Source organism: Vibrio sp. Vb1337 (genome assembly GCF_033338715.1).
Classification (GTDB): domain Bacteria; phylum Pseudomonadota; class Gammaproteobacteria; order Enterobacterales; family Vibrionaceae; genus Vibrio; species Vibrio alginolyticus.
In genome coordinates this window covers 94,563-114,771 of the sequence record NZ_JAWOTD010000005.1, presented here as the reverse complement: position 1 = coordinate 114,771, position 20,209 = coordinate 94,563, and the positions used below count along the sequence as shown (strand labels likewise).

Sequence of the window (20,209 nt, the reverse complement as noted above, 5' to 3'; positions counted from 1 at the left end):
AAAGCTTTAAACTAACACGATTCGCGTCAGAAGGAATAATAAAATGAAAGTACTCGTTACGGGTGGTATGGGCTATATCGGTAGTCATACGTGTATTCAAATGATCGAAGCTGGCATGACGCCAGTGATTCTAGACAACCTGTACAACAGTAAATCTACGGTATTAGATCGAATTGAAAAGGTATGTGGTGTAAAGCCAACCTTCATTAAAGCCGATATCAGAGATAAATTGGCGATGGTAGAAGCACTAAAGTCGCACAATATTGAAGCTGTTATCCATTTTGCAGGTTTAAAGGCCGTCGGTGAGTCTGTAGCAAAACCTCTAGAGTATTACGACAACAACGTTAATGGCACTTTAGTATTGGTTGATGCAATGCGCGAAGCCGGAGTTAAATCGTTGGTATTTAGTTCATCAGCGACTGTATACGGTGATCCTGCATCTGTACCCATCACTGAGGACTTTCCAACTAGCGCAACTAACCCATATGGTCGCAGCAAGTTAATGGTGGAAGAGTGTTTAACCGACTTCCAAAATGCGAACCCTGACTGGAGCATTACACTTCTTCGTTACTTTAACCCGGTAGGTTCACATCCAACAGGCGAGCTAGGTGAAGATCCTCAAGGTATTCCAAACAACTTAATGCCGTTTGTTTCTCAAGTTGCGGTAGGGCGAAGAGAGTTCCTTTCTGTGTTTGGTAGTGATTATCCGACCAAAGATGGCACAGGCGTACGTGATTATATTCATGTAATGGACTTATCCGATGGTCACGTTGCTGCATTAGAAAAAGTAGGTAGCAAAGCTGGCCTTCATATCTATAACCTCGGTACTGGTAACGGCTACAGTGTACTGGACATGGTGAAAGCATTTGAAGCCGCAAGTGGTAAAGATGTCCCATACCAACTTGTTGAGCGTCGTCCAGGTGATATTGCAGAGTGTTGGGCGGATCCATCAAAAGCGATGAATGAGTTAGGTTGGAAAGCAACTCGCACTCTAGAAGAAATGACTGGCGATACATGGCGCTGGCAGTCTACTAACCCTCAAGGTTATCCAGATGCCTAATCTTTAATTTACATAATAGTAACAAAAAGGCGCGTGATTGCGTCTTTTTTGATCCAAATCGGAAAAAATCGTAAATTACTGGTTAAAAGGTAGCAAGTATATATAGAGCTGTTAAACTATGCCCGACTCTTAATTTGGGTTATAAATTTTCTCATAGCTATTGGGGTAGTTCATGGAACTCGGTCTGATCATCACTTTCATCATTGCAGCAGCAGTAATGGTGAAAAAAGAGATGGCAAAACAGTAAACTTTCATTTTTCATACTTTTCTTTACATTTTTGAAATGAAAGCCATAAAAAAAGCCAGCATTACGCTGGCTTTTGTGTTTTTAAGGTTTAGAACTCGTATTTAACACTAATGTTGTAATTACGCTCAGCTTGCGTTTTGTCTCGACTTAACTCAGTCTTACCGCGAACATCGTTCCAAAGATGGTATTCTTCATTCGTTAGATTCATAACACCAGCACGAATGGTTATATCTTTCATTGGTTTGTAGTACGCCGTTAAGTCAACGACTGTCGCAGACGGCAAAGCAACTTGGTCTTTGATTCCGCCTTTATCACCATCAGAGTTGATATCACTGTTCGATTTCTTAGCCGTGTAGTTTACTTTTAGGCTTGTCCCCCAAAGTGCATTTGGTGAATCGTAATTTACAGCAGCCACGGCATTCCATGGGTTTACACTGTTCAAAGGATTACCATCACCATCTTCACCTTCTGTGTATGCTGCAACAAAGCGAGTTGTTACGCCTGATGGAAGACCAGCAATAGCATGCCAATCAAGACGGTTAGAGAGCTCAACCCCTTTAATGTTTGCTTCACTAATATTGATATTTGTGAATTCAGTTAAACCACCATTGTTTGATGACGTTTGCTCAATAAAGTCACTGTAATCACTGTAGTAGAACGCTACTTCAGTTGCCGACGCTGCAGTGTTATGACGGTAACCAAGCTCATAAGACAAACTCTTTTCAGATCCCAAATTTGGGTTAGGGCGGTTGGTATAGCCATGAGCCGGATTATCGTAGGTGTAGTAAAGCTCGTCGAACGATGGCGCTCGGAACCCTTGGCTCACTTGCGCGAAGATCGTGCCTGGTTGCGATATAGAGTAAGTTGCTCCTAAACGACCAGTTAATGCAGAGTCGCTAAACTTCTCGAATGACTCTTCAGAAGTATTTGAAGGATTAGTAGAGAAGTAATCGTAACGCACACCTGGAGTCAGAATTAGCTTGTCATTAAGAAGCGAAATTTCATCTTGCAAGAATAAACCAAAGCTTTCTTCTTTTGCATCCGGTGTGTAAACGTAAACAGTATCTGGCGTGCCAGGATCGGAATTAAACTCGCGATTGGTATTACTGATGTCACTATGTTTGTACGATATTCCGTAAACAATATAGTGATTTTGAATTTCTTTATCTAACTGAGTTTCGAATTCAAATTTGTCTTCAGTATATTCGTAATCTTTTTTCTGTTGGTTGTCACCACTAGGCGGTACGTAAGGTGGGTAACCAGGGCTGGCTTCGATAAAGCGATTAGAGACGCCGTTTTCTTCTTTACCAATCCATGTAAGCTTGGACGTGATCGTATCCGAGATAGCTGCATCTGCAAACCAAATGTGCTTGAGCCCAATGCGATTTTGCTTGGTTGTGTCTTCAGCGTTGAAGTTTTTGTAACTTTTATGTGCGATCTCTGAGTCAGTCTCGTTGTAAATAACTTCTCCCAAAAACTCCAAGCGATGAGCGTCATTCAATTGAGATTGAAGTTTTACCAATAGATCGTTTTTGTAATAATCTTGGTTGTCCACAGAATAGTTATCGTAAGGCGCCTTAGAGAAGTTTTGTAGCTCTGCACCATCACGGCGTGTAAAGGCTATAAGTGCTTCTGTATTACCGAAACGCTTTGCTAAAGCTACATGCTCACTAAAAGAGTTATCTTCCGATGAATAAGAGAGTTTAGCTTGACCACCAAAGTCTTTACCATCTTTGAGAAAATCCTTCGGATCTTTTGTTTCGAATGCGACAACACCGCCAATTGCATCACTACCATGTAGGCTAGAAGCTGCTCCTTTAACAATTTCGACACTCTTTAGCATATCGGGGTCGACAGTAACGGCACTAGAATTGATAAACGAATATGGTCCACCGCTGAATACACCTGGTTGAGATGCACCGTCTACTAAGATTTTAACTCGTTTACCTTCCATCCCGCGAATGTTAATACTTTGGACGCCTTGGCGTTGAGTGCCATTAACAGTAACACCTGGCGTATACTCGAATAGATCATTCAAGTCCTTTACCATGTTTTCTTCGATGTCTTTCTCTGATACAACAGCAACAGAAGCAGCAACAGTGTTTATGGTTTGGTTGGTACGGGTGGCCGACACAACGACTTCTTCAAACTTAGAAGCTTCTTCCGCATAAGCAGTATGGGAAAGGGCAACTAAAATGGAGGCTGACAAAATTGATTTTTTATACATTGGCTTCAATACCTTAGATCCATAATAGGTAACAACACGCGGATATTAATGGATCTAAATGGTAATTACTATCATTACCATTGTCATTTATTGATTTGTATTGAATCTTCTTCTTAGGCTATGAGCATTCCTAGTCTTTAGTTATCAATATGTTATATTATTTGTCGTTAGTTCTTGATAAGTTCATCCAAATACAACGAATGTGATGAATGTCACATTAAGAGAGGCCGTGTGCAGAGTCCAATTACGTTAGAAGCACTCCATATTCTAGATGCTATTGATCGAAGAGGGAGTTTTGCTGCTGCTGCGAATGAGTTAGACAGAGCCCCGTCATCGCTGAGCTATCAAATCCAGAAACTCGAGCAAGACTTAGACATTATTATCTTCGATCGCTCTGGTCACAAAGCCCATTTTACTGAAGCAGGTAAGCTTATTCTTGAAAGAGGAAGAGCCATTTTACAAGCCAGTGAAAAGTTAGTGAACGATGCAACGTTATTGGCGAATGGCTGGGAACTGGATATTACCATTGCCTTCGATGGCATTATTCCTATATCCAACTTTTTCCCGATGGTTGATGCGCTGGCCGAGGTCAGCTCAACTCGAGTCAGGCTGCAAGAGGAGATTCTGGCTGGTAGCTGGGAGTCGTTGAATACGGGGAGAGCTGATTTACTGATTTGCCCATCACTGGATACGCTTCCTCAAGAAGTTAAGTCAGAAAAAATTGGTAAAATGAGTATGTATTGGGTAGCTTCCGCTGATCACTATGTTCACAAGCGTAGTGGTAAGTTTGATGAAGCAGCGCGAGAAAAGTATCGGATTATTGCTATTGCAGATACCGCACGTGAGCAACCCGCGCTCTCAATTAATATCATTCAAAAACAGCCTCGCTTGACCGTCACCAACTTTACGGCAAAAGTAGAAGCGCTCACTGCAGGTTTAGGCATTGGTACATTACCAAGCCAAATTGCGCAACCTCTTATTGATAGTGGTGTATTGAAACGAATCGAAGGCACTGAAGAACAGCCGATGGATATTATTTTGGCATGGCGCCGGAACACTATGGGTGAAGCAAAATCCTGGTGTATTCAGTACCTAAAAAAGAATTGGAAACTAAAGTAACAACGTAACTTTTACTTCTTAAATTCCCATTGATTATCGAATGTAAGAAGTAAAAGTCATCGCTAATGCTGAGCTTTTCAATTTAAAGGGAGCACCATATCTGCCGTACCGTCTGCAAACTGGACATCGATCTCAAACCCCAAGTTCTGAGCCAACATCAACATTCCTCTATTTGTTGGCATGGTCATTCCAGACATTTGCTTTGTGCCTTTAACTTTGCAATAGCTGATTATTTTCTGCATCAGCACTTTGCCTAAACCTTTTCCTTTCAAATCTGAACGAACCAAAATAGCAAACTCAGCGTCACTATTGTCTGGTGTAATCAATGCGCGGGCTACCCCTATGATAGACGGTCCGTCAGTATTAAACGCTACCGCAACAAACGCCATTTCGCGGTCGTAGTCGATTTGAGTAAAGTTTGCCAAAGCCTCATGGTTGAACTCTCCAACTTCAGAAAAGAAACGTTTATAGAGATCTTCTTTCGATACGCTATTAATGAATTGAGCATGCAGCGGTTCATCCTCAGGCAAGATAGGGCGAAGCAGGATAGGTTGGCCATCTCGAAGCGTTACAGTTTCGACAAACTCTGCCGGGAAAGGGCGAATCGCTAGCCGTTTTTGGGCGTCTCCTTCGTATTTACACAGTGTGACATCTGCATCAAGGATAGTTAAATCGCTTCCGGATACCAGCACTGGATGGATATCCAGCCTTTGTATTTCTGGTAACTCAACTGCCATTTGGGAGATACGAACCAAGAACTTCGACAACTCAGTAATATCGAGCGCATCTTTGTGTTTCTGCAGGCGAATCTTTCCAGACTTTAGGGCAACAACGACAAGGTAGCGCGCAAGCGTCATGTTCAAAGGAGGAAGTGCAGCGACGGCATCTTGGGCGATATTCCACTCAGAGCCGCCTTGACCAAGCAAGATCACTGGTCCAAAGACTTTATCTACTGCAATACTAATCCGTAGCTCTTCAGCGCTGCCGAGCTTTGCCATCCCTTGTACCAACAGCCCATGTACATTGGCGGAAGGGTAGCTGAGCTTTACGGTATCTAAAATGGATAGCGCTGCGTTGGAAACTTCTCGACTGTTTCTTAAATTTAGAGCGACACCGTGAACATCCGATTTATGAGGAATGTCTGGAGAACGCAATTTAACCGCAACAGGATATCCAATATTTTCTGCCATATGAACGGCTTCAATGTCGTCAGATGCAATCCACGTAGGCAAAACGTTAAACCCGAACAGCTTAAATAATGGGCTGGTTTGATGCGTATCCAAGGTGACTGTGTTTTTATCCAGTAGTCGTTCGTTTACCCATTCTTTTGCTGAACTCACACTTCCAGAATGTAATGGCTCTGCCGTCGTTGGCGTTTCCATTAGTTGTTTCTGGTTTCGTCTGTATTCGACCAAGTGCATGTATGCTACAACCGCACTTTCAGGTGTTCTATAGGTTGGAATGCCTGCTTGAGTAAAGGCCAGTCGCGCTTCTCTCGACGTTTGTTCTCCTGACCAGTTGGTCAAGATATTAAAATGCTTATGCCGAGGGTGAGATTTGATGGCATTAATAACGACTTGAGCAGTTTCAAGAGGATCAGAAACAGCAGAAGGACTATGCATAATCAATATCGCATCTGCACAGTCGTTATTCATCAGTGCGTTAATGGTATCAATATAGCGTTTTTGGGTTGCGTCACCAGACAGATCAATTGGATTTCGAGCACGCCAGTTGGATGGAAGTACTGCTTGTAATTGCTCAATGGAAGCGTTATCAAGCGTTGCGAGTTGGCCACCACGTTCAATCAAAGTATCAACGGACATAACAGCAGGGCCGCCGCCATTGGTGATGATCGCTAAACGCTCTCCACGAAGTGGCACAGAATGCGTGAGTGTTTCTACCGCGGCAAAAAGCTCATGCGTATTGCTGACTCGTAACATACCAGTTCTGCGAATAGCAGAATCGTAAATTACGTCAAGTGTATCTCCGTCTTGCTGCTCAAAAGTATTCATCTCTTTAGAGCGGCCCGCTTTTAGCACCAATATACGTCGGTTACGTGAAGCGGCGCGCGCAGCAGACATAAATCGGCGAGCGTCTTGGATATTATCAACATAAAGCAGAATAGCTTCAGTGTTTCCATCCATACTCAAATAGTCGAGCAAATCTGCAAAATCGATATCTTGTCCGCGCCCAATCGAAATGAACGAAGAAAAACCAATGTTCTTATCATTTGCCCAGTCTAAAACCGTGGTACAAACCGCCGCGGATTGTGAGATGAAAGCAATTTTTCCGGGTTTAGCTGCAACAGGGGAAAACGTGCAGTTAAAATTGTGCCAAGGAAGGATGATACCTAAGCTGTTTGGGCCTAAGACTCGAATGTTCAATGATGAGATATCTAAAGGGTTAGGGTCATCAGAGATAACAATCGCAAACGGTGTGCCTCTCTCATCTAGCTCTTTAAGCAATTGCTCGTTACGTGAAACGTTCGTACACAAAATTGCAATATCTGGCGTATAGGGCAGGGAAGCTACATCAGGGTAAGCGATCACGCCAGATACGGCTTTATATCGCGGCGTTACTGGCATAATCGCGCCACCAAATCCACTTTGTAGAAGGTTGCGCATCACAACATGTCCTGCTCGCAATGCTTTTTGAGATGCCCCAATAACGGCCACAGAGTTGGGTTTAAAGAGTTTATGTAGTTTATTCATGCTGACTCCTGGCCGTTTGTAAGTCACGTTGGCTTCTCGGTTTCATATCAATCATAAACGAATAATTTACTGATAAAACATCTTCAGACCAGACATTGCAGAAAATGTGTACGATGCTTATGGAGTTTGTGTTATTCATCACATCAAAATCACAGATTATTGTATTTGATGCTTGATAAACGGCCCTGCTATCGGCATGATTTATCGTAATATTTATCCAGAGCATTTGTTACTTCATGAAAAAAATCGCAATCATCGGCTTGTCAGTTCTGCTTTCTGCTTGTGCATCTGAAACTTACATCACGGATGTGACCTCAGAAAGTTACCGAGAGGACTACAAATCAGATCGTATCTCTAAACCAATTATGGCGTCTGAAAACGCTGTAGTAGAAAAAGACGTACAACCAACTGTTGTGAAAATGACGGCAAAGCCTGAAGAAAAGAAAGTAGTCAAGCTAACGCCAAAAGAGCAGGCGAAGCCAGTTAAGATCGTACCACCAAGTAAAAAGCAAGCTGGCATTCAACGATTCGGCTATACCATTCAAGTCGCAGCTGTGGGTAGCCAAGCTAAAGTCGATCAGTTTGCAAATAAGCTGCCACAGAACGGTCAGCCAATTTGGGAAAACTACAAAGTTGTAAACGGTACTAAGTGGTTCTCAGTTTTATACGGAGACTACGCAACAAGCGCAGAAGCCAAGCAAGCGATTTCGACTTTGCCAGCTCAATTTCAGCAGTTAAGACCATTTGTTAAAAGCATTGATGCAATCAAAAACTCAGCTTACCCAACGCTTAACAAATTAAATTAACACATCAAATAAGGGAGCGAATAGCTCCCTTATTTATTTGCTCAAATCCTATTCGAACAACATTCCTCACATTAAAATTACTGTACGTCACACTTCAAAGGTTTATCATAATAAATAGTATCTTTTGTAGGTCACGGAAAGATGGATTCATGATTAAAAATATTCTTTTACTATGCGGCGGTGGCTCTTCTGAGCACGAGATTTCATTATTGTCTGCAAACTTTGTCGAACAACAACTAAATCTTATTGAAGACGTTCACGTTACACGCGTAGAAATAAAAAACGAAGGTTGGATGACCAACCAAGGTGAGTTGGTTTACTTGGATCTCAATACCAAGCAGTTGTGCTCAAGTGAATCTAATCAAACCATTGATTTCATCGTGCCTTGTATACATGGTTTTCCTGGCGAAACAGGCGACATTCAATCTCTGTTTGAAATCGCAGGTATTCCTTATCTTGGCTGCGGGCCAGAAGCGAGTAGCAATAGTTTCAATAAAATCACATCTAAGCTTTGGTACGACGCTATTGGCATACCCAATACGCCATACTTATTCTTAACGCGAAACGATGAAGAAGCTCACGTTCAAGCTCATAAAGCCTTTGAAAAGTGGGGAAAAGTTTTTGTTAAAGCCGCTCGCCAAGGTTCTTCCGTTGGCTGTTACAGTGTCACAGAAAAAGACAAGCTTTCTAATGCAGTAAATGATGCTTTTGGGTTTTCTGACCAAGTGTTGGTTGAGAAAGCAGTAAAACCTCGAGAACTTGAAGTTGCTGCATATGAGATGAATGGCCAACTACATATCACTAAGCCAGGCGAGGTCATCGCGCCTGATGGTGCTTTTTACTCGTACGATGAAAAGTACAGCAGTTCAAGTCACTCGCTCACAGAAGTTGAGGCGAAGAATCTAACTCAAATACAATTAGATTCCATCCAACACGCGTCAGAGACGGTATTTAAACAAATGAATCTTCGTCATTTATCTCGTATCGACTTTTTCCTAACGGAAGATGATGAGATTTACTTAAACGAAGTAAACACATTTCCAGGAATGACTCCGATCTCAATGTTCCCTAAAATGCTTCAAAACAACGGGCACAAATTTCATGAGTTCTTGGAAGATTGTATAAACAGTGCAAAGTGATTAACGTTATCGAGACGCGTTTTATGATACAAGTTGTTTTCTAGAGCAAGGATTATTCAAGCCGTATTTGAATATTGCTCAGTAGCAATTATGATTATATCAACGCATTAAACAGATGACTCAGTGGTATGGCGATTTCAAATTATAGAGGTTTTAACCTGCAGTCAGTCGGATCAGATGGCAGTGTTTGGAAGGTTAAAATCAAGAACCACGTTTTACAGGGCAGTTTGACGGCGGTAAAGAAAAGCATTGATTGGTGGTGTGACACCGCATCGATTATTGATCCCAAAGAGTTTGCTTCACTCGGACAAAGAGTGCAGCAAACTGGTGTTGCAAAATCAGAGGTCTTTAACGGCTATACTATTCAAAACGATACAGGCCAACCTAACTCTTGGTACTGTATGTTTAATGGTAAACTGATTAAGGGCAGTAAAGCCGCTATTCAACGCCATATCGAAGCTTATTTGGTTGCAAAGCAAAAAGCGATGCAAGCTCAACAACAAAAGAAACAATAGAATGACTCTGGTGTATTCAACAGAAACCGGTCGAATTAAACCGGAAGAAGAAAAAGTATCTCGCCCTAAAGGCGATGGTGTTGTTCGGATTCAGCGCCAAACGAAAGGCCGTAAAGGTAAAGGCGTATGCATTGTTACAGGTTTAGACTTGGATGATGCACCTTTAAAGTTATTAGCGGCAGAACTCAAAAAAGTCTGTGGCTGTGGTGGCTCTGTAAAAGATGGCAATATCGAGATTCAAGGTGATGCTAGAGACAAGATCAAGGCACATCTTGAAAAGAAAGGCATGACAGTCAAATTAGCCGGTGGCTAATTTAATATTTCCAGTAAACAAAAATGGCGTCTAAAGAAATAGACGCCATTTTTTATAAGTTGCTAATTGAAGAGCAAGCAATCGTAGATTGATAGATCGATATTAGCTATTTTATGGTAAATAACCATTATGTTTAATACTTACAGTAAGGCCCTTAAATTTAAAATCTACAGGGGAATAGGAGCATACTCAGACAACATTTAGCGTATGGCAATAGACAATTTAACATAATATACATAATGCGCACTAAGGGGTGATTTGTTAACAAAGGCTAACTCTTTGATTAAGCGTTTCATAAGTGTCTGATAACCAAGCCGTAATTTTTTATTTTGTCGATTTCCATAACGCAAGTTGCTTGTACTATTCGTGACGTTCGTTTTGTGCAATCAACGAAAAACCACTAAAACCCTGACCGCCACATAATGTTGCGTTCGGTAACGCCCAAAACAACAAGAAAAATATTTTTAGTCAGTTATTCAATATGCGAGCGTTGTCATGTTTCACGAATCATTCCGCACACTCTTTTGGCGCGAGTTTACCTCCATCAAGCAAGGCGCTGAATATTTTCATGTGTCTAAACCGACGATTACCCGTTGGCTCGATGGCACGGTTCCGGTCAATCCGATGGCGGAAAAACTTCTACTCATCAAATCTCTTGGTTATTTACCTAATGATATTCGTTGGTCTGGATTTCGTGTTGATGAGAAACGCGCGGTGTTAATCACACCGTCTGGCCGTGAGTTCAGCCCTAAAGAATTGGAAAGTTTTGTATTCTGGCGTGACGAACATCGTCAGTTTGTGGAAATGTATGGACACTTTGAGTATCCCAAAGCTTATCCTGCTAAAGAAAACGTCTTACCGTTTCGTGGCGGCCGTCGAATGAAAGCCGCCGAATGGGTACCATCAAAATTGAAAAGCTAGCTATTCAATTGCATCTGTTAGTCCTACTATTTTTTTGTAATCTTCCCACAACCAATATGAATCTGGGTCTTTATTGTAAGCCTCAGTTAATTCTGAGGTTTCATTTGTTATTGGCTTTTTCCCCCACCCATCCATCTGGCGTAAATTGAGATTAGTACTTTGTGCTTTCAGGACTGTTTTTGCTTGCATGCTTCTCATTTTTCGTCCTGATAGATTATTCAAAACATTTGATAATTGAAGAGTAACTAACATTAGTTGGGTGTCCATGAAAACTTTTAAATCCAATTCTCGACTCAAGCTACCTTGCAACATTATCGCTTCATTATGAGTATTGTTTTCCCTAGAAAAGAAATTTTTCGGAGATATTTCATGTTCAAATATTGCATAAGACAAAACTGCGATATTAATATATTTTTCATTTTTTAAGTTATTGTTATTGATATAACAAAGACTAGCTGTCAATTTATGTATGAAGCGCTCAATATCACGCAACTCAAATTTTTGATGATCGAGTAAGCAAGAAAGGAAGTGAACAAACCCGTCATTATCTGCCGAGAATGGCGCTAACTTAACTCTCTCACATAAGCTTAAATAGTTTATTTCTTTTTGTTTAATGTAGTTTTTTATTGACGGTCGCTGTAAGGCTATCTTTTGATTGAAGAACCTACGAAGGTATCGCTCTGCGTCAAAGTTACTCCCGTACACAGCTTTAATTGATTCTTGGAGGGATTCTGTATCGGTTGCAATTAAGAAATTACATCCCTTTACATCAAAGAAATGCTTTACAACCTCAAGCATTTTGATGGCGTAATCGGGTCTACAACGGTCCAACTCATCGACTAAAACAATGATAGGTGTTTTAAGTCCATATACACATTCTAAGATATCGCTAATGGCGGTAATTTGTTTGCGTATGTCTTTCATCCCTTCTACAAGCTCCATTTGAGAGCCTAACATTCTTTTCATAAGTGAAGAGTTATTACCAATAACACCACACTCTTTTTTAAAATCAATATTACTTACCTCTAACAAGGTAGAAGCAAAATCTATTTCTTCCGATACTGAAGGGTCATAAGACTTATATAGAGCTCCTAAAGGATTTAATATTTTAGATATGCTAGAAATTCTAGCCATTAAAGTATTTAGCTTTTCTTTTATTTCTTCAAACTTATCCTCATCATTATTAGCGAAAGTAAATCCTAGTTGATTTAAAAACTCCGCACATATTACGGTCAAAGGGTCTTTAATAAAATCACTTTCCCATGCATCAATGTAAACGACGGGGTATTCGCTCTCCGCTAATGATATGTATATACGCTTTAAGAACTCTGTTTTCCCAGTCCCCCACGCTCCGTTTAAGTTCAAAACGTGCCCATCCATCTCTGACGTAAGGATAGATATTAAAAACTTACCGTATTGCTCTCGACCAGTCCTACAAGTCTCCCAACTGTACTGCTCTTGCCACTCTTCATATTTGGGGGCGTGCTTGTTCGGTGACATATAATATTCTCAAGTATGATGATGTGTGTGTTGATTCATTATCATGTTTCCGCTTACAAAATGCTGTTGCGAATTTGCTTATTTGTGAGCATAAAACAAAAAAAGCCGAACCCCATCGCTAAGGGTTCGGCTTTTTTAGGCTTCTGCTTTGGTGGCGTCATTTGAAGCCTGTCGAGGTCAATCGACCCACCAAAAGTATCGGCTCCCTACTCGCTGTGTAAATCGTCATTAATGACGTTTCGAACCAGTTCGCAAGGTTTAAGCCTTAGCTTTCATTGCTTACACTAACGGCGGTGCGACATCGAAAAAGTTCATGTATAGGTTTTGGCTAAAGAAGCCGCGAACCTGCGCATTTGCGGTTGAACTCACCATGCCAATGTTCGACATCGTGACGGTGCCATCATCGCCCAAGCTGAAATCGGTGTCTCGCGCTTGGAATTCAAACTCAAAGCCTTGGTTGCCCATGATGATAAACGACAGGTGTTTATCAATTGGGTAACAGCCCTCAACGCAAGGTAGGAAAAAGGTTGGGTCTGCTTTTGAGAACTTCTTGGTGATAATGAACTCTTTTCCGATGCCTTGATTGGTGTAATTGAGTTTTGGCACTTGTCCGGCTTTACCGTAGTACACCCCTGCACCTTCCACGGACAACACGCCCCGCGCGGCGCTTTCGATGAAAAACGCACGTTTACGATAGTTAATGGTCGCGCCACCTTCGGCCAGACTTGGGATTTCAAGCCAGAACTCTTTTACGTCGTACAAACCCGCCGGAAGTTCAATGGTGCGTGACGCTCGGATACTGGTTGCGTTGCCGTCTCCGTCCAAATCACAAATACCAAAGCGAATCTTTTGCGGGCCACCTGCCTGACAACAGCGCACATAGGCGTAGTAGTTTTGCTCACCATCTTCAATCAGCGTTGGTGTATCAAACTCTTGGAACAACACCGCATTGGCACCGTTACCCGTCATACCAAGACCACCAAACATAACGGCATTACCATCCTTGTTTTGGTGCAGGTCGGCTTTGCTATATCGGCCGGATTTCACTTTGCAATAACTGATACTGCCGCCGTGTTGAACCTCAATGCTCCACGATGGACAAATGGGTTTTGCAATGCCTTTCATGAAGTTAAAAGATTTGGCTTTGTCTACCGCGTGGCCATACAAAATATCATTCGAAAGCGTTGCGCTGTAATACTCCGCAAAGCTTGGATTTCGCAATAGGTTGTCAGGCGCATTGCCAGCAAGCGCCACTTCTGCCATGGCGCGCTCTAGGTAGTCGGCAATGTGCTCGACTTTTTTATCCGTGCTTCCCGTTGGAAGCGGTTTAACTGAATCTGTCATGATAAATACTCTTTAATCTGTCTGTTTGGCCGTGAGCACCAACACGCTTTCGCGTACATCTTGCAGCCCTTGGGTAAGCTGTTTATTGATGGCGATTTGGTACTTCAGATTCATGCCGATAAGCACAAACATGACCAGCGACTCGGACGAAAACCCCAGACCCGATAAGGCGTTAATAAGGGCGTTTTCCATCCAAGCCCCCTACTTTTTTGCTTGGTTTCCACTTGTCCGGCAACGACTCATACGCACCAATCACGGCGGGAATGGCTAAGCCAACCGCGCCGCCAAAATTCACGCCCGTATCAGTCAGCTCCACGCTAAATAAATGGCCGTAGCCCGTCGCCGCAGCGATAACGGAACCGAGAAGCGTTAAACCTTTTAATGTTGAACGTTCAAACATGTTGTGTTTCTCCCTAAACCAGATTGACGCCTTTCAGCACCGTGTTTTTGCTGTAGTGGCGACCCACTTCCATGATGCTCATCGCGTGAAGCACTTCGACCAACAGCGGCTTGTTGTTCACCAAGTCAATGCGCTCATCCATACCCACACCAACGCGACCCGCGACAAAGCGTGCATAGTTGGCCGTGTGGTTTTCGTTTGGTGGCGCAAAGCGGTGAATGATTTCCGTCAAGGTGTGCAGCTCATGGCGGCGCTGATAGTTACGCAGCAAAATGGCGCCCGCACGAAAGCCCCATTCGGGCGCTTGAAAGGTTTCAAAGGCCTTATCACGTGACGGTGTCACCTTACCTTGCCATGCATTTGGTGCGATGCGAATGTTGAGCGGGTTATTAATGCGAATCCCGCGAACGCTTGATGTCGTTGATGTCGTCATGGTGAACGCTCCAATTCCAAAAACAAAAATAATTAAGATAAACAACGGCATGGTTACACCTCCAACAGTGTGACGCTGTCACCCTCCGCGCCCGTTAAGGTCATGTCAGCCGTGCTTTCAATGGTGATGCGCTCGCCCGCTTCCAGTTCAAACGCATCAATGAACACCGAGGCGGTGTTGGCTTTCGCTGCCTTAATCGTGATGGCTTTACGCGTGGCGTTTTGTGCAATGTTGTGCGGGAACACGCTCACCGCTTCGGTGATGAGGTTGCGACTGACTTGCTCATCCACTTTCACCACTTGCGCAGCTTCGAGCGTGACCGCAGGTAATGCAGACACTTCCACCGATGGCAACGATTGAACCGTCACGGGTTGCGGCGCTTTGAACTCAACAGGCGGTAACGTCGTGACGCCGAGCTGTTGATTCGCTGCGATTTTCACAGCAGGCAGTTGATTCACCGCCAGTTGTTGATTGGGCGCGATTTCTACCGCGGGTAAGTGTTCCACCGTCACCCCTGGCATGCGCTCAATCACCACATTCGGCAGTGCTTGCACCACCACGCTTTGCCCCTCAACGGGCGGCGTGAACATCCCAAAGCCAAATTGAATTTCAATCTGGTTATCGGTACGGCTTGAGATAAGCAAACGCCCAAGGTGTTTACCCTCGCCCACGTTAAACACCGATGACTTACCAAGCGTGACGCGTTCACCGGACGATTCCCGATAGACTTCAATCTCAGCTTGCGCCGATTTCAGATACAGCCAATTGCCATCTGGCGTCAGCGGGATGGCTTGACCCGCGATTAGTTGCGTGTTCATCGTTTCTTCACCATTACGTAGCCAAGCACCAACACAAGCACGATTGCTAGCATCACCATCATCTTGCTTGTTTCGACTTGCCCGCCGTCTTGTTTGAATTTCGCCAAGTCCATCATGGCTTGCAGATTCTTCGAGTTCTGCGCCGCTTGGTTGCCCGCCAGTCCCGCCAACATATCGAGGTTTTCGCTGTTGGTTGAGGCATACGTTGCCAAGGAATCGCCCGCAAAATCAGCCACTTCGTCAATGGCGGTTTCGGCAATGTCGTGCGTGGTGTCCATCGCTTCAAGCGAAATACGCTCATTGCTGTTGAGCATTTCGCCGCCAAACGCAAAGGCTTCATCAAACGCCTTTTCGCCAAGCTCCATGGCGGCATTCACTGCGCCGTGGTCGGTCATAGTGGTGTTGATGGTCGAGTTGTTCACACCCGAAATCGCCACACCGAGGTTATCGCCACTAATGGCATTCTGACCGCTGACGTTAGTGGTGTTACTGGTATTACTCGATTTTGATTTAGAACTACCCATCTACAGCACCCCCAAATCCAAACGAATAAAGTCACCGTCTTGCTTGGCAGTGACGCCAATCGAACGCACCAAGCGGGCGACACCATCAAAGGCGGTGTCGGCGGTCATGGATGACATGCCCGCCGCTTTCACCACTTTGCATAACTGGATAATCCCTGAACGCAGACCGCGACCCGCGACGCCCCACAAAAAGTAGTTATCCCCATCACGCTCACCCGCAATGATGAGATCATTTTCATTGCTGATTAGGCGATACAGACTCACGCGGCCATCCTTGACCGCTTTGCACAATTCAACGTACGCATCAGGGCAAGCGCGAAACGCGGGCTTGAGTTCACCAAGCGCACGTTTCGATTGCGTCACGACTTCAATTACTTCTTTTTCCATAGCAACACCGCCGCAATCACAATCACTACAAGAATCATCAACGTGGTGGAATTGCCCCCGCCCATATTGATATTGCCTACCGATAGGCTGCCACTTGATTCACCATCGGCACCGCTGACCGCGGGACCACCGTTGGCGCTAATTGGCATCGAGCCGGAATTTCCTAGAAGCCCACCAATCATAATTTGAATCCTTTCTTGTACAGGACATAACACACCAGAAGCAGACCGAGCACCCATCCGATGCGGTCAAAACCGCCCGTGATTTTGATGCCCGCCCATACGCCCACCGCACCTGCAATTAGGTATGGAATAAACGGCATTACTTCTTCCCCTTAGCGACGTAGAACATCGCCAATAACAACAGTACGAACAGCATCCCCATCATGAGGTGCGTCGTGGTCACCCCCGCAAAGGCGGAGGTGTACACAGGCTCACCCGTGGGTTGTTGGTAGTCGTTATTGTGCTTTCGCTGTTCATCTGGGTTACTCGACTGGACGCGGTCGGCTTCGTTTTCAATCTTCACACCAAGCCAGTCCTTGCCCAAGTCGGTAACGTCGGTTATCAGTTCGCCGCCCGTTTCTAAGACGCCGTCCCAAATAGACCCCCACATGCTTTGCTCTTGCGCCATAACGCCCCCTTACTGCGCGGTAGGCACCGCCACTTGTTCGATGGCTTCAATCAGCACCGGAATGCTACCCGGTGCCGTTTTTTCCACTTCAAACGCCAGTTGTTTCATGGCCGCCGTTGGCAAGCGCGCTTCGCTACCAAACCCGCAACGCGTGAAGTCCATCGAGAAGAAGCCCGCATTCTGCTCACGACCTGCCGCGGCTAAGTCGTAGGCGTTATCGGTCTTATTCACGTTGAGTTCTTCACGTTCATCACGCAGGACGCGAACGCGTTCAATCGTGTCGTCTTTGAGGTGCAAACGCTTGATAGACAGCGCCGCGCTACGCTCGGCAAAGTCAAACGGTGTGCGACCACTCGATGCGGCGTACCACGTTTGGGAATAGATGCGCGGCATGTAGATACGTTGGCTTTGCGCCGCCGTGGTATGAGCACGAGCGCGAATCATTGGTGCCGCGGCACCCGTTTTGGCTTTTAGCTGGATGTACATGAACCAGATTTCGCCTTGCAGCGTCACAAGCTCACCTGTACGGATACCCAGTTTGGTACGCATCGACAAATCCGAGAAGTTCAACACGTAGCGACCCGCTTGCACGTATTCTTTCTTGTGCTCTTGTAAATCGAACAGGTCTTGACCCGTCACGTTGACGATTTCACGGCCGTTTACTTTCACCGTGATGCGCTCAATGTCTGCCGCATCGAGAATGTCCGTCACCAGTACAATGTTTTGGTAAGTTGGACCCGATACCAAGCGCAAGGTGGCTTGGTTGCCCCAGTTCACACCCTCAACAGGGTCAAGCTCACGTGGACGCGGGTTAAAAGGTTGTTTTAGTGCTTCCATTAGAACCACCCATTTTCGCCGTTAAGAGTTTCACGCACTGGGTTGAGTACGCTGATGTTGTTGATAGCGGCAATCACGATTAACGTGATAATCAGTGCCATCAGTAGGTTTTTGTGTTGCTGTTTCATGTTGTCCCTTTCGGTTGTACACGGTTAAAAAGTGATTTCATGAAACAGGGATTTGAGAGGAAGCGAAAGCGGGCGCAACCTATAGGTTAAGTGGTTAACCTATAGGTTGAATGAGCGTTGAAATTAACGGTGAATGGTGCCCGTCAGACAGTTAAATGAGGACTTTTCCACGTTGCCGATACCATCCCGAACCAATAGATATTCGGCAATCGGCTTACCAATCGCGGCTTTGTTGTTCTTGGCTGATTTCAATCCTGCTAAGGTATCGACGCACAAGCCTTTTTTATCGGCGAGCCATCGTGCATCGGCCATCGAGTTCACCGCACCAATCCACCACACAGGCGATTGCTCGGTGACGGTCTTGGGCACTTCTTGCCCGCGTTGGAAAATCGAATGCAGCACAAGCCCATATTGACGCCCACCGCGCCACAATTCGCCCGCTTTGCCTTTGAGTTTGCCGGACGTCTCCACGCAGCTTGCAAGCTCTTCGATGATCACATGCAGTTGTTGGGCGTCGCCATTGCCCACCGCCCACACCGCGGCACTGAAGAACTCCAATTCTTCCGAGCAAGCCCCATCTTTAGGGATATACGCCAACTTGAATGACTTGCCGCGTTTACGTGCCATCACCAAAGCTTTGACGAACGCCACGCGAGAACTGGTTTCAAGACATTGTTGGCCGCGGAATTTCGCCCCCGCGTAGTTGCGGTAAGGGTCAAAAAAAACCGCTTGCGCGGCTTTTGGCACCAAACCTAAGTGCTTAACGGCGGAGGTTTTACCCCCGCCCGTGCCCGCCACGTAGATGACATGTTCGGCATCGTGTGACGGATTGGAGTTGACCGGATTGGGGAATTTAAGCGGCGTCTTTTTCTTTTTGCTCACGCTGTTTTTCCTCCTCGATGGCCAATAGCTCTTTTTGGTGTGCCATGGTTTTCTTGGCACTGTAGACCAGCGACAACACCGCCAAGCCGAGAACGGCTTCTTGCATGTAATCCCCAAACAGCGACGACACGCTATCACTGTGTTTTTCCAAGACAGGCAACGCCGCATCAATCACCGCCGCTTTGCCTTTTTCATCAAACTCAAAATCGACACCGGAAATAATCGACGTGGCTTGTTCGGTAATGGTGAACAGCACCGACAATGCGCCCTCGAACATTTCACCCGCGGGTTGGTGGTTGTCGTCGTTGGCCGCTTCGGTTGGTAAGTCGGTTAGTTCACTGACTTCGGTTTGTTCCAGTCCACTGATAACCGCGGAAAAGTCGCCCCAATCATCTAATTCTGGTTGGTTTTCCATTTCATCCTGCATTGATTGGCTCTCCTTGTTCGGTGTCTGGTTCGGTTGGTTTCTTGGTTGGCATCAGTTGACGAATCGCCCAAATCAACAAGGCGACAAAGGCTATCCCCGCTAAGACTTTTTTAACCGGAAATGGCGGCTTTTTAACGGGCGTTGGAACGGGTTCCGGTTCGGTTGCTTGCTCGGTTTCAACGCTTGGCTCTTCCACTTGTTCAATTACTTCAACGCTAGGCGTATCAGTGCTTGCAACTGTTTCGGGTACTGGTTCAACCGTTGGCGATTCAGCCTTAATTGTGACGGCGTCACTCACTTCTAACTGTTCAACCGAGTCAACCATGTTGGTTTCCACAAAAGCGTTAATGCTCTTGCTCATTGGGCTGTTGCCACAGCTCGGACACTTGTAATACAGCAGCCCTAAATTGCGCCCGTTTTTGGTGGGTTCGCCCTCGGCAATCAGCTTACCCTCACCGACACGATGCACGGTTGAAGCCGAGCTACAAACGGGGCACGATACGTGCCCGCGAATTGGGTTTGGGTGTTTACTCATCGGCGGCCGCCTCGACGGTTTCCAATTGCTGCATGTTGCCTTTGACACAGCCGCGATACTTTTCACGCACCTTGTTGTTGAGCTTGGTGAGCTGCTCGATTTGGTCGAACAACGTCGGATTCAAACCAAACGCTTCAAGCGAAAAGTTGCCCGTCATGAGCATCTTGCTTGCGCGCTTGATAATCGCGTTGGTGTCCATGTTTTTAAACTGGCTCAACTCCTTTTCCACACTGGCGTTGAGTTTGTCGGCCGCATCGAGCGCGGCCATTGCTTGCTGACATTCTTTAAGAGATAGCATTTCCATTG

At 45.1% G+C, this 20,209-nt stretch carries 26 protein-coding genes; 7 read left to right on the top strand and 19 right to left on the bottom strand.

What is annotated here, in order from left to right:
• The first annotated feature begins 43 nt into the window (after positions 1-43).
• Positions 44-1,060 (top strand): UDP-glucose 4-epimerase GalE, encoded by a 1,017-nt coding sequence (gene galE, locus R7E42_RS07640; protein WP_005376309.1) that lies wholly within the window; start codon positions 44-46, stop codon positions 1,058-1,060.
• 335 nt (positions 1,061-1,395) lie between these two features.
• On the opposite strand, the gene R7E42_RS07635 is transcribed toward galE, so the two are convergent.
• On the bottom strand, positions 1,396-3,534 hold the full coding sequence (locus tag R7E42_RS07635; RefSeq protein ID WP_005376305.1) for a TonB-dependent hemoglobin/transferrin/lactoferrin family receptor: 2,139 nt from the start codon (positions 3,532-3,534) through the stop codon (positions 1,396-1,398).
• 231 nt (positions 3,535-3,765) lie between these two features.
• On the opposite strand from R7E42_RS07635, the gene R7E42_RS07630 reads away from it, so the two are divergent.
• The gene (locus R7E42_RS07630) at positions 3,766-4,653 is read left to right on the top strand and encodes a LysR family transcriptional regulator (RefSeq protein ID WP_017634152.1); all 888 of its coding nucleotides are present in this window, start codon (positions 3,766-3,768) and stop codon (positions 4,651-4,653) included.
• A gap of 77 nt (positions 4,654-4,730) precedes the next feature.
• Here the strand turns inward: R7E42_RS07630 and R7E42_RS07625 are convergent, their stop codons facing one another.
• Complete coding sequence (locus R7E42_RS07625; RefSeq protein WP_213960968.1) at positions 4,731-7,364, bottom strand: bifunctional acetate--CoA ligase family protein/GNAT family N-acetyltransferase; 2,634 nt, start codon at positions 7,362-7,364, stop codon at positions 4,731-4,733.
• A gap of 236 nt (positions 7,365-7,600) precedes the next feature.
• Between R7E42_RS07625 and R7E42_RS07620 the strand changes: the two genes are divergently transcribed.
• The 5 genes from R7E42_RS07620 (at position 7,601) to R7E42_RS07600 (ending at position 11,058) form a co-directional block, all read left to right on the top strand.
• Complete coding sequence (locus R7E42_RS07620) at positions 7,601-8,170, top strand: SPOR domain-containing protein (RefSeq protein WP_005390018.1); 570 nt, start codon at positions 7,601-7,603, stop codon at positions 8,168-8,170.
• A 149-nt stretch (positions 8,171-8,319) separates the two neighbouring features.
• Positions 8,320-9,309, top strand: coding sequence for a D-alanine--D-alanine ligase (locus R7E42_RS07615; protein ID WP_033907069.1), 990 nt, complete (start codon positions 8,320-8,322; stop codon positions 9,307-9,309).
• A 128-nt stretch (positions 9,310-9,437) separates the two neighbouring features.
• Positions 9,438-9,824 carry a DUF3319 domain-containing protein gene (locus R7E42_RS07610; protein ID WP_005376294.1) on the top strand — a complete coding sequence of 129 codons (387 nt, stop codon included), beginning with the start codon at positions 9,438-9,440 and terminating at the stop codon, positions 9,822-9,824.
• 1 nt (position 9,825) lies between these two features.
• The gene (gene yciH / locus R7E42_RS07605; protein ID WP_005376292.1) at positions 9,826-10,137 is read left to right on the top strand and encodes a stress response translation initiation inhibitor YciH; all 312 of its coding nucleotides are present in this window, start codon (positions 9,826-9,828) and stop codon (positions 10,135-10,137) included.
• Between the two features lie 495 nt (positions 10,138-10,632).
• Positions 10,633-11,058 carry a phage protein gene (locus R7E42_RS07600; RefSeq protein ID WP_318072556.1) on the top strand — a complete coding sequence of 142 codons (426 nt, stop codon included), beginning with the start codon at positions 10,633-10,635 and terminating at the stop codon, positions 11,056-11,058.
• Here R7E42_RS07600 and R7E42_RS07595 read toward each other — a convergent pair whose 3' ends face one another.
• From R7E42_RS07595 to R7E42_RS07515, 17 genes are all read right to left on the bottom strand, one after another.
• A complete protein-coding gene (locus R7E42_RS07595; protein WP_301947999.1) occupies positions 11,059-12,558 on the bottom strand; it encodes a KAP family NTPase in 1,500 nt (499 codons plus the stop codon).
• 279 nt (positions 12,559-12,837) lie between these two features.
• On the bottom strand, positions 12,838-13,902 hold the full coding sequence (locus tag R7E42_RS07590; protein WP_213906441.1) for a hypothetical protein: 1,065 nt from the start codon (positions 13,900-13,902) through the stop codon (positions 12,838-12,840).
• A gap of 12 nt (positions 13,903-13,914) precedes the next feature.
• Entirely contained in the window at positions 13,915-14,094 is a 180-nt protein-coding gene (locus tag R7E42_RS07585; RefSeq protein WP_017636135.1) for a hypothetical protein, read from the bottom strand.
• A complete protein-coding gene (locus R7E42_RS07580; protein ID WP_017636136.1) occupies positions 14,075-14,302 on the bottom strand; it encodes a hypothetical protein in 228 nt (75 codons plus the stop codon). Before R7E42_RS07580 ends, R7E42_RS07585 begins: the two co-directional genes overlap by 20 nt.
• A gap of 13 nt (positions 14,303-14,315) precedes the next feature.
• On the bottom strand, positions 14,316-14,786 hold the full coding sequence (locus R7E42_RS07575; RefSeq protein WP_046876230.1) for a structural protein: 471 nt from the start codon (positions 14,784-14,786) through the stop codon (positions 14,316-14,318).
• A 2-nt stretch (positions 14,787-14,788) separates the two neighbouring features.
• On the bottom strand, positions 14,789-15,553 hold the full coding sequence (locus R7E42_RS07570; protein ID WP_318072555.1) for a hypothetical protein: 765 nt from the start codon (positions 15,551-15,553) through the stop codon (positions 14,789-14,791).
• Complete coding sequence (locus R7E42_RS07565) at positions 15,550-16,077, bottom strand: hypothetical protein (RefSeq protein ID WP_017636232.1); 528 nt, start codon at positions 16,075-16,077, stop codon at positions 15,550-15,552. The genes R7E42_RS07570 and R7E42_RS07565 overlap by 4 nt, the downstream gene beginning before the upstream one ends.
• Positions 16,078-16,464 carry a hypothetical protein gene (locus R7E42_RS07560; protein ID WP_053303629.1) on the bottom strand — a complete coding sequence of 129 codons (387 nt, stop codon included), beginning with the start codon at positions 16,462-16,464 and terminating at the stop codon, positions 16,078-16,080.
• A complete protein-coding gene (locus R7E42_RS07555) occupies positions 16,449-16,646 on the bottom strand; it encodes a hypothetical protein (RefSeq protein WP_005457419.1) in 198 nt (65 codons plus the stop codon). Before R7E42_RS07555 ends, R7E42_RS07560 begins: the two co-directional genes overlap by 16 nt.
• Positions 16,643-16,786, bottom strand: a complete 144-nt coding sequence (locus R7E42_RS07550) for a hypothetical protein (protein ID WP_005457439.1) — start codon at positions 16,784-16,786, stop codon at positions 16,643-16,645. Before R7E42_RS07550 ends, R7E42_RS07555 begins: the two co-directional genes overlap by 4 nt.
• A complete protein-coding gene (locus tag R7E42_RS07545; protein ID WP_199803950.1) occupies positions 16,786-17,094 on the bottom strand; it encodes a hypothetical protein in 309 nt (102 codons plus the stop codon). Before R7E42_RS07545 ends, R7E42_RS07550 begins: the two co-directional genes overlap by 1 nt.
• A 9-nt stretch (positions 17,095-17,103) precedes the next feature.
• The gene (locus R7E42_RS07540) at positions 17,104-17,931 is read right to left on the bottom strand and encodes a major capsid protein P2 (protein ID WP_318072554.1); all 828 of its coding nucleotides are present in this window, start codon (positions 17,929-17,931) and stop codon (positions 17,104-17,106) included.
• Complete coding sequence (locus R7E42_RS07535) at positions 17,931-18,059, bottom strand: hypothetical protein (RefSeq protein ID WP_005457441.1); 129 nt, start codon at positions 18,057-18,059, stop codon at positions 17,931-17,933. The genes R7E42_RS07540 and R7E42_RS07535 overlap by 1 nt, the downstream gene beginning before the upstream one ends.
• A 123-nt stretch (positions 18,060-18,182) precedes the next feature.
• Positions 18,183-18,941, bottom strand: coding sequence for a hypothetical protein (locus tag R7E42_RS07530; RefSeq protein ID WP_258475394.1), 759 nt, complete (start codon positions 18,939-18,941; stop codon positions 18,183-18,185).
• A complete protein-coding gene (locus tag R7E42_RS07525; RefSeq protein WP_318072553.1) occupies positions 18,913-19,368 on the bottom strand; it encodes a hypothetical protein in 456 nt (151 codons plus the stop codon). The genes R7E42_RS07530 and R7E42_RS07525 overlap by 29 nt, the downstream gene beginning before the upstream one ends.
• Positions 19,358-19,903 (bottom strand): hypothetical protein, encoded by a 546-nt coding sequence (locus R7E42_RS07520; RefSeq protein WP_318072552.1) that lies wholly within the window; start codon positions 19,901-19,903, stop codon positions 19,358-19,360. The genes R7E42_RS07525 and R7E42_RS07520 overlap by 11 nt, the downstream gene beginning before the upstream one ends.
• Positions 19,896-20,207, bottom strand: coding sequence for a hypothetical protein (locus tag R7E42_RS07515; RefSeq protein ID WP_005457413.1), 312 nt, complete (start codon positions 20,205-20,207; stop codon positions 19,896-19,898). The genes R7E42_RS07520 and R7E42_RS07515 overlap by 8 nt, the downstream gene beginning before the upstream one ends.
• Positions 20,208-20,209 lie beyond the last annotated feature (2 nt).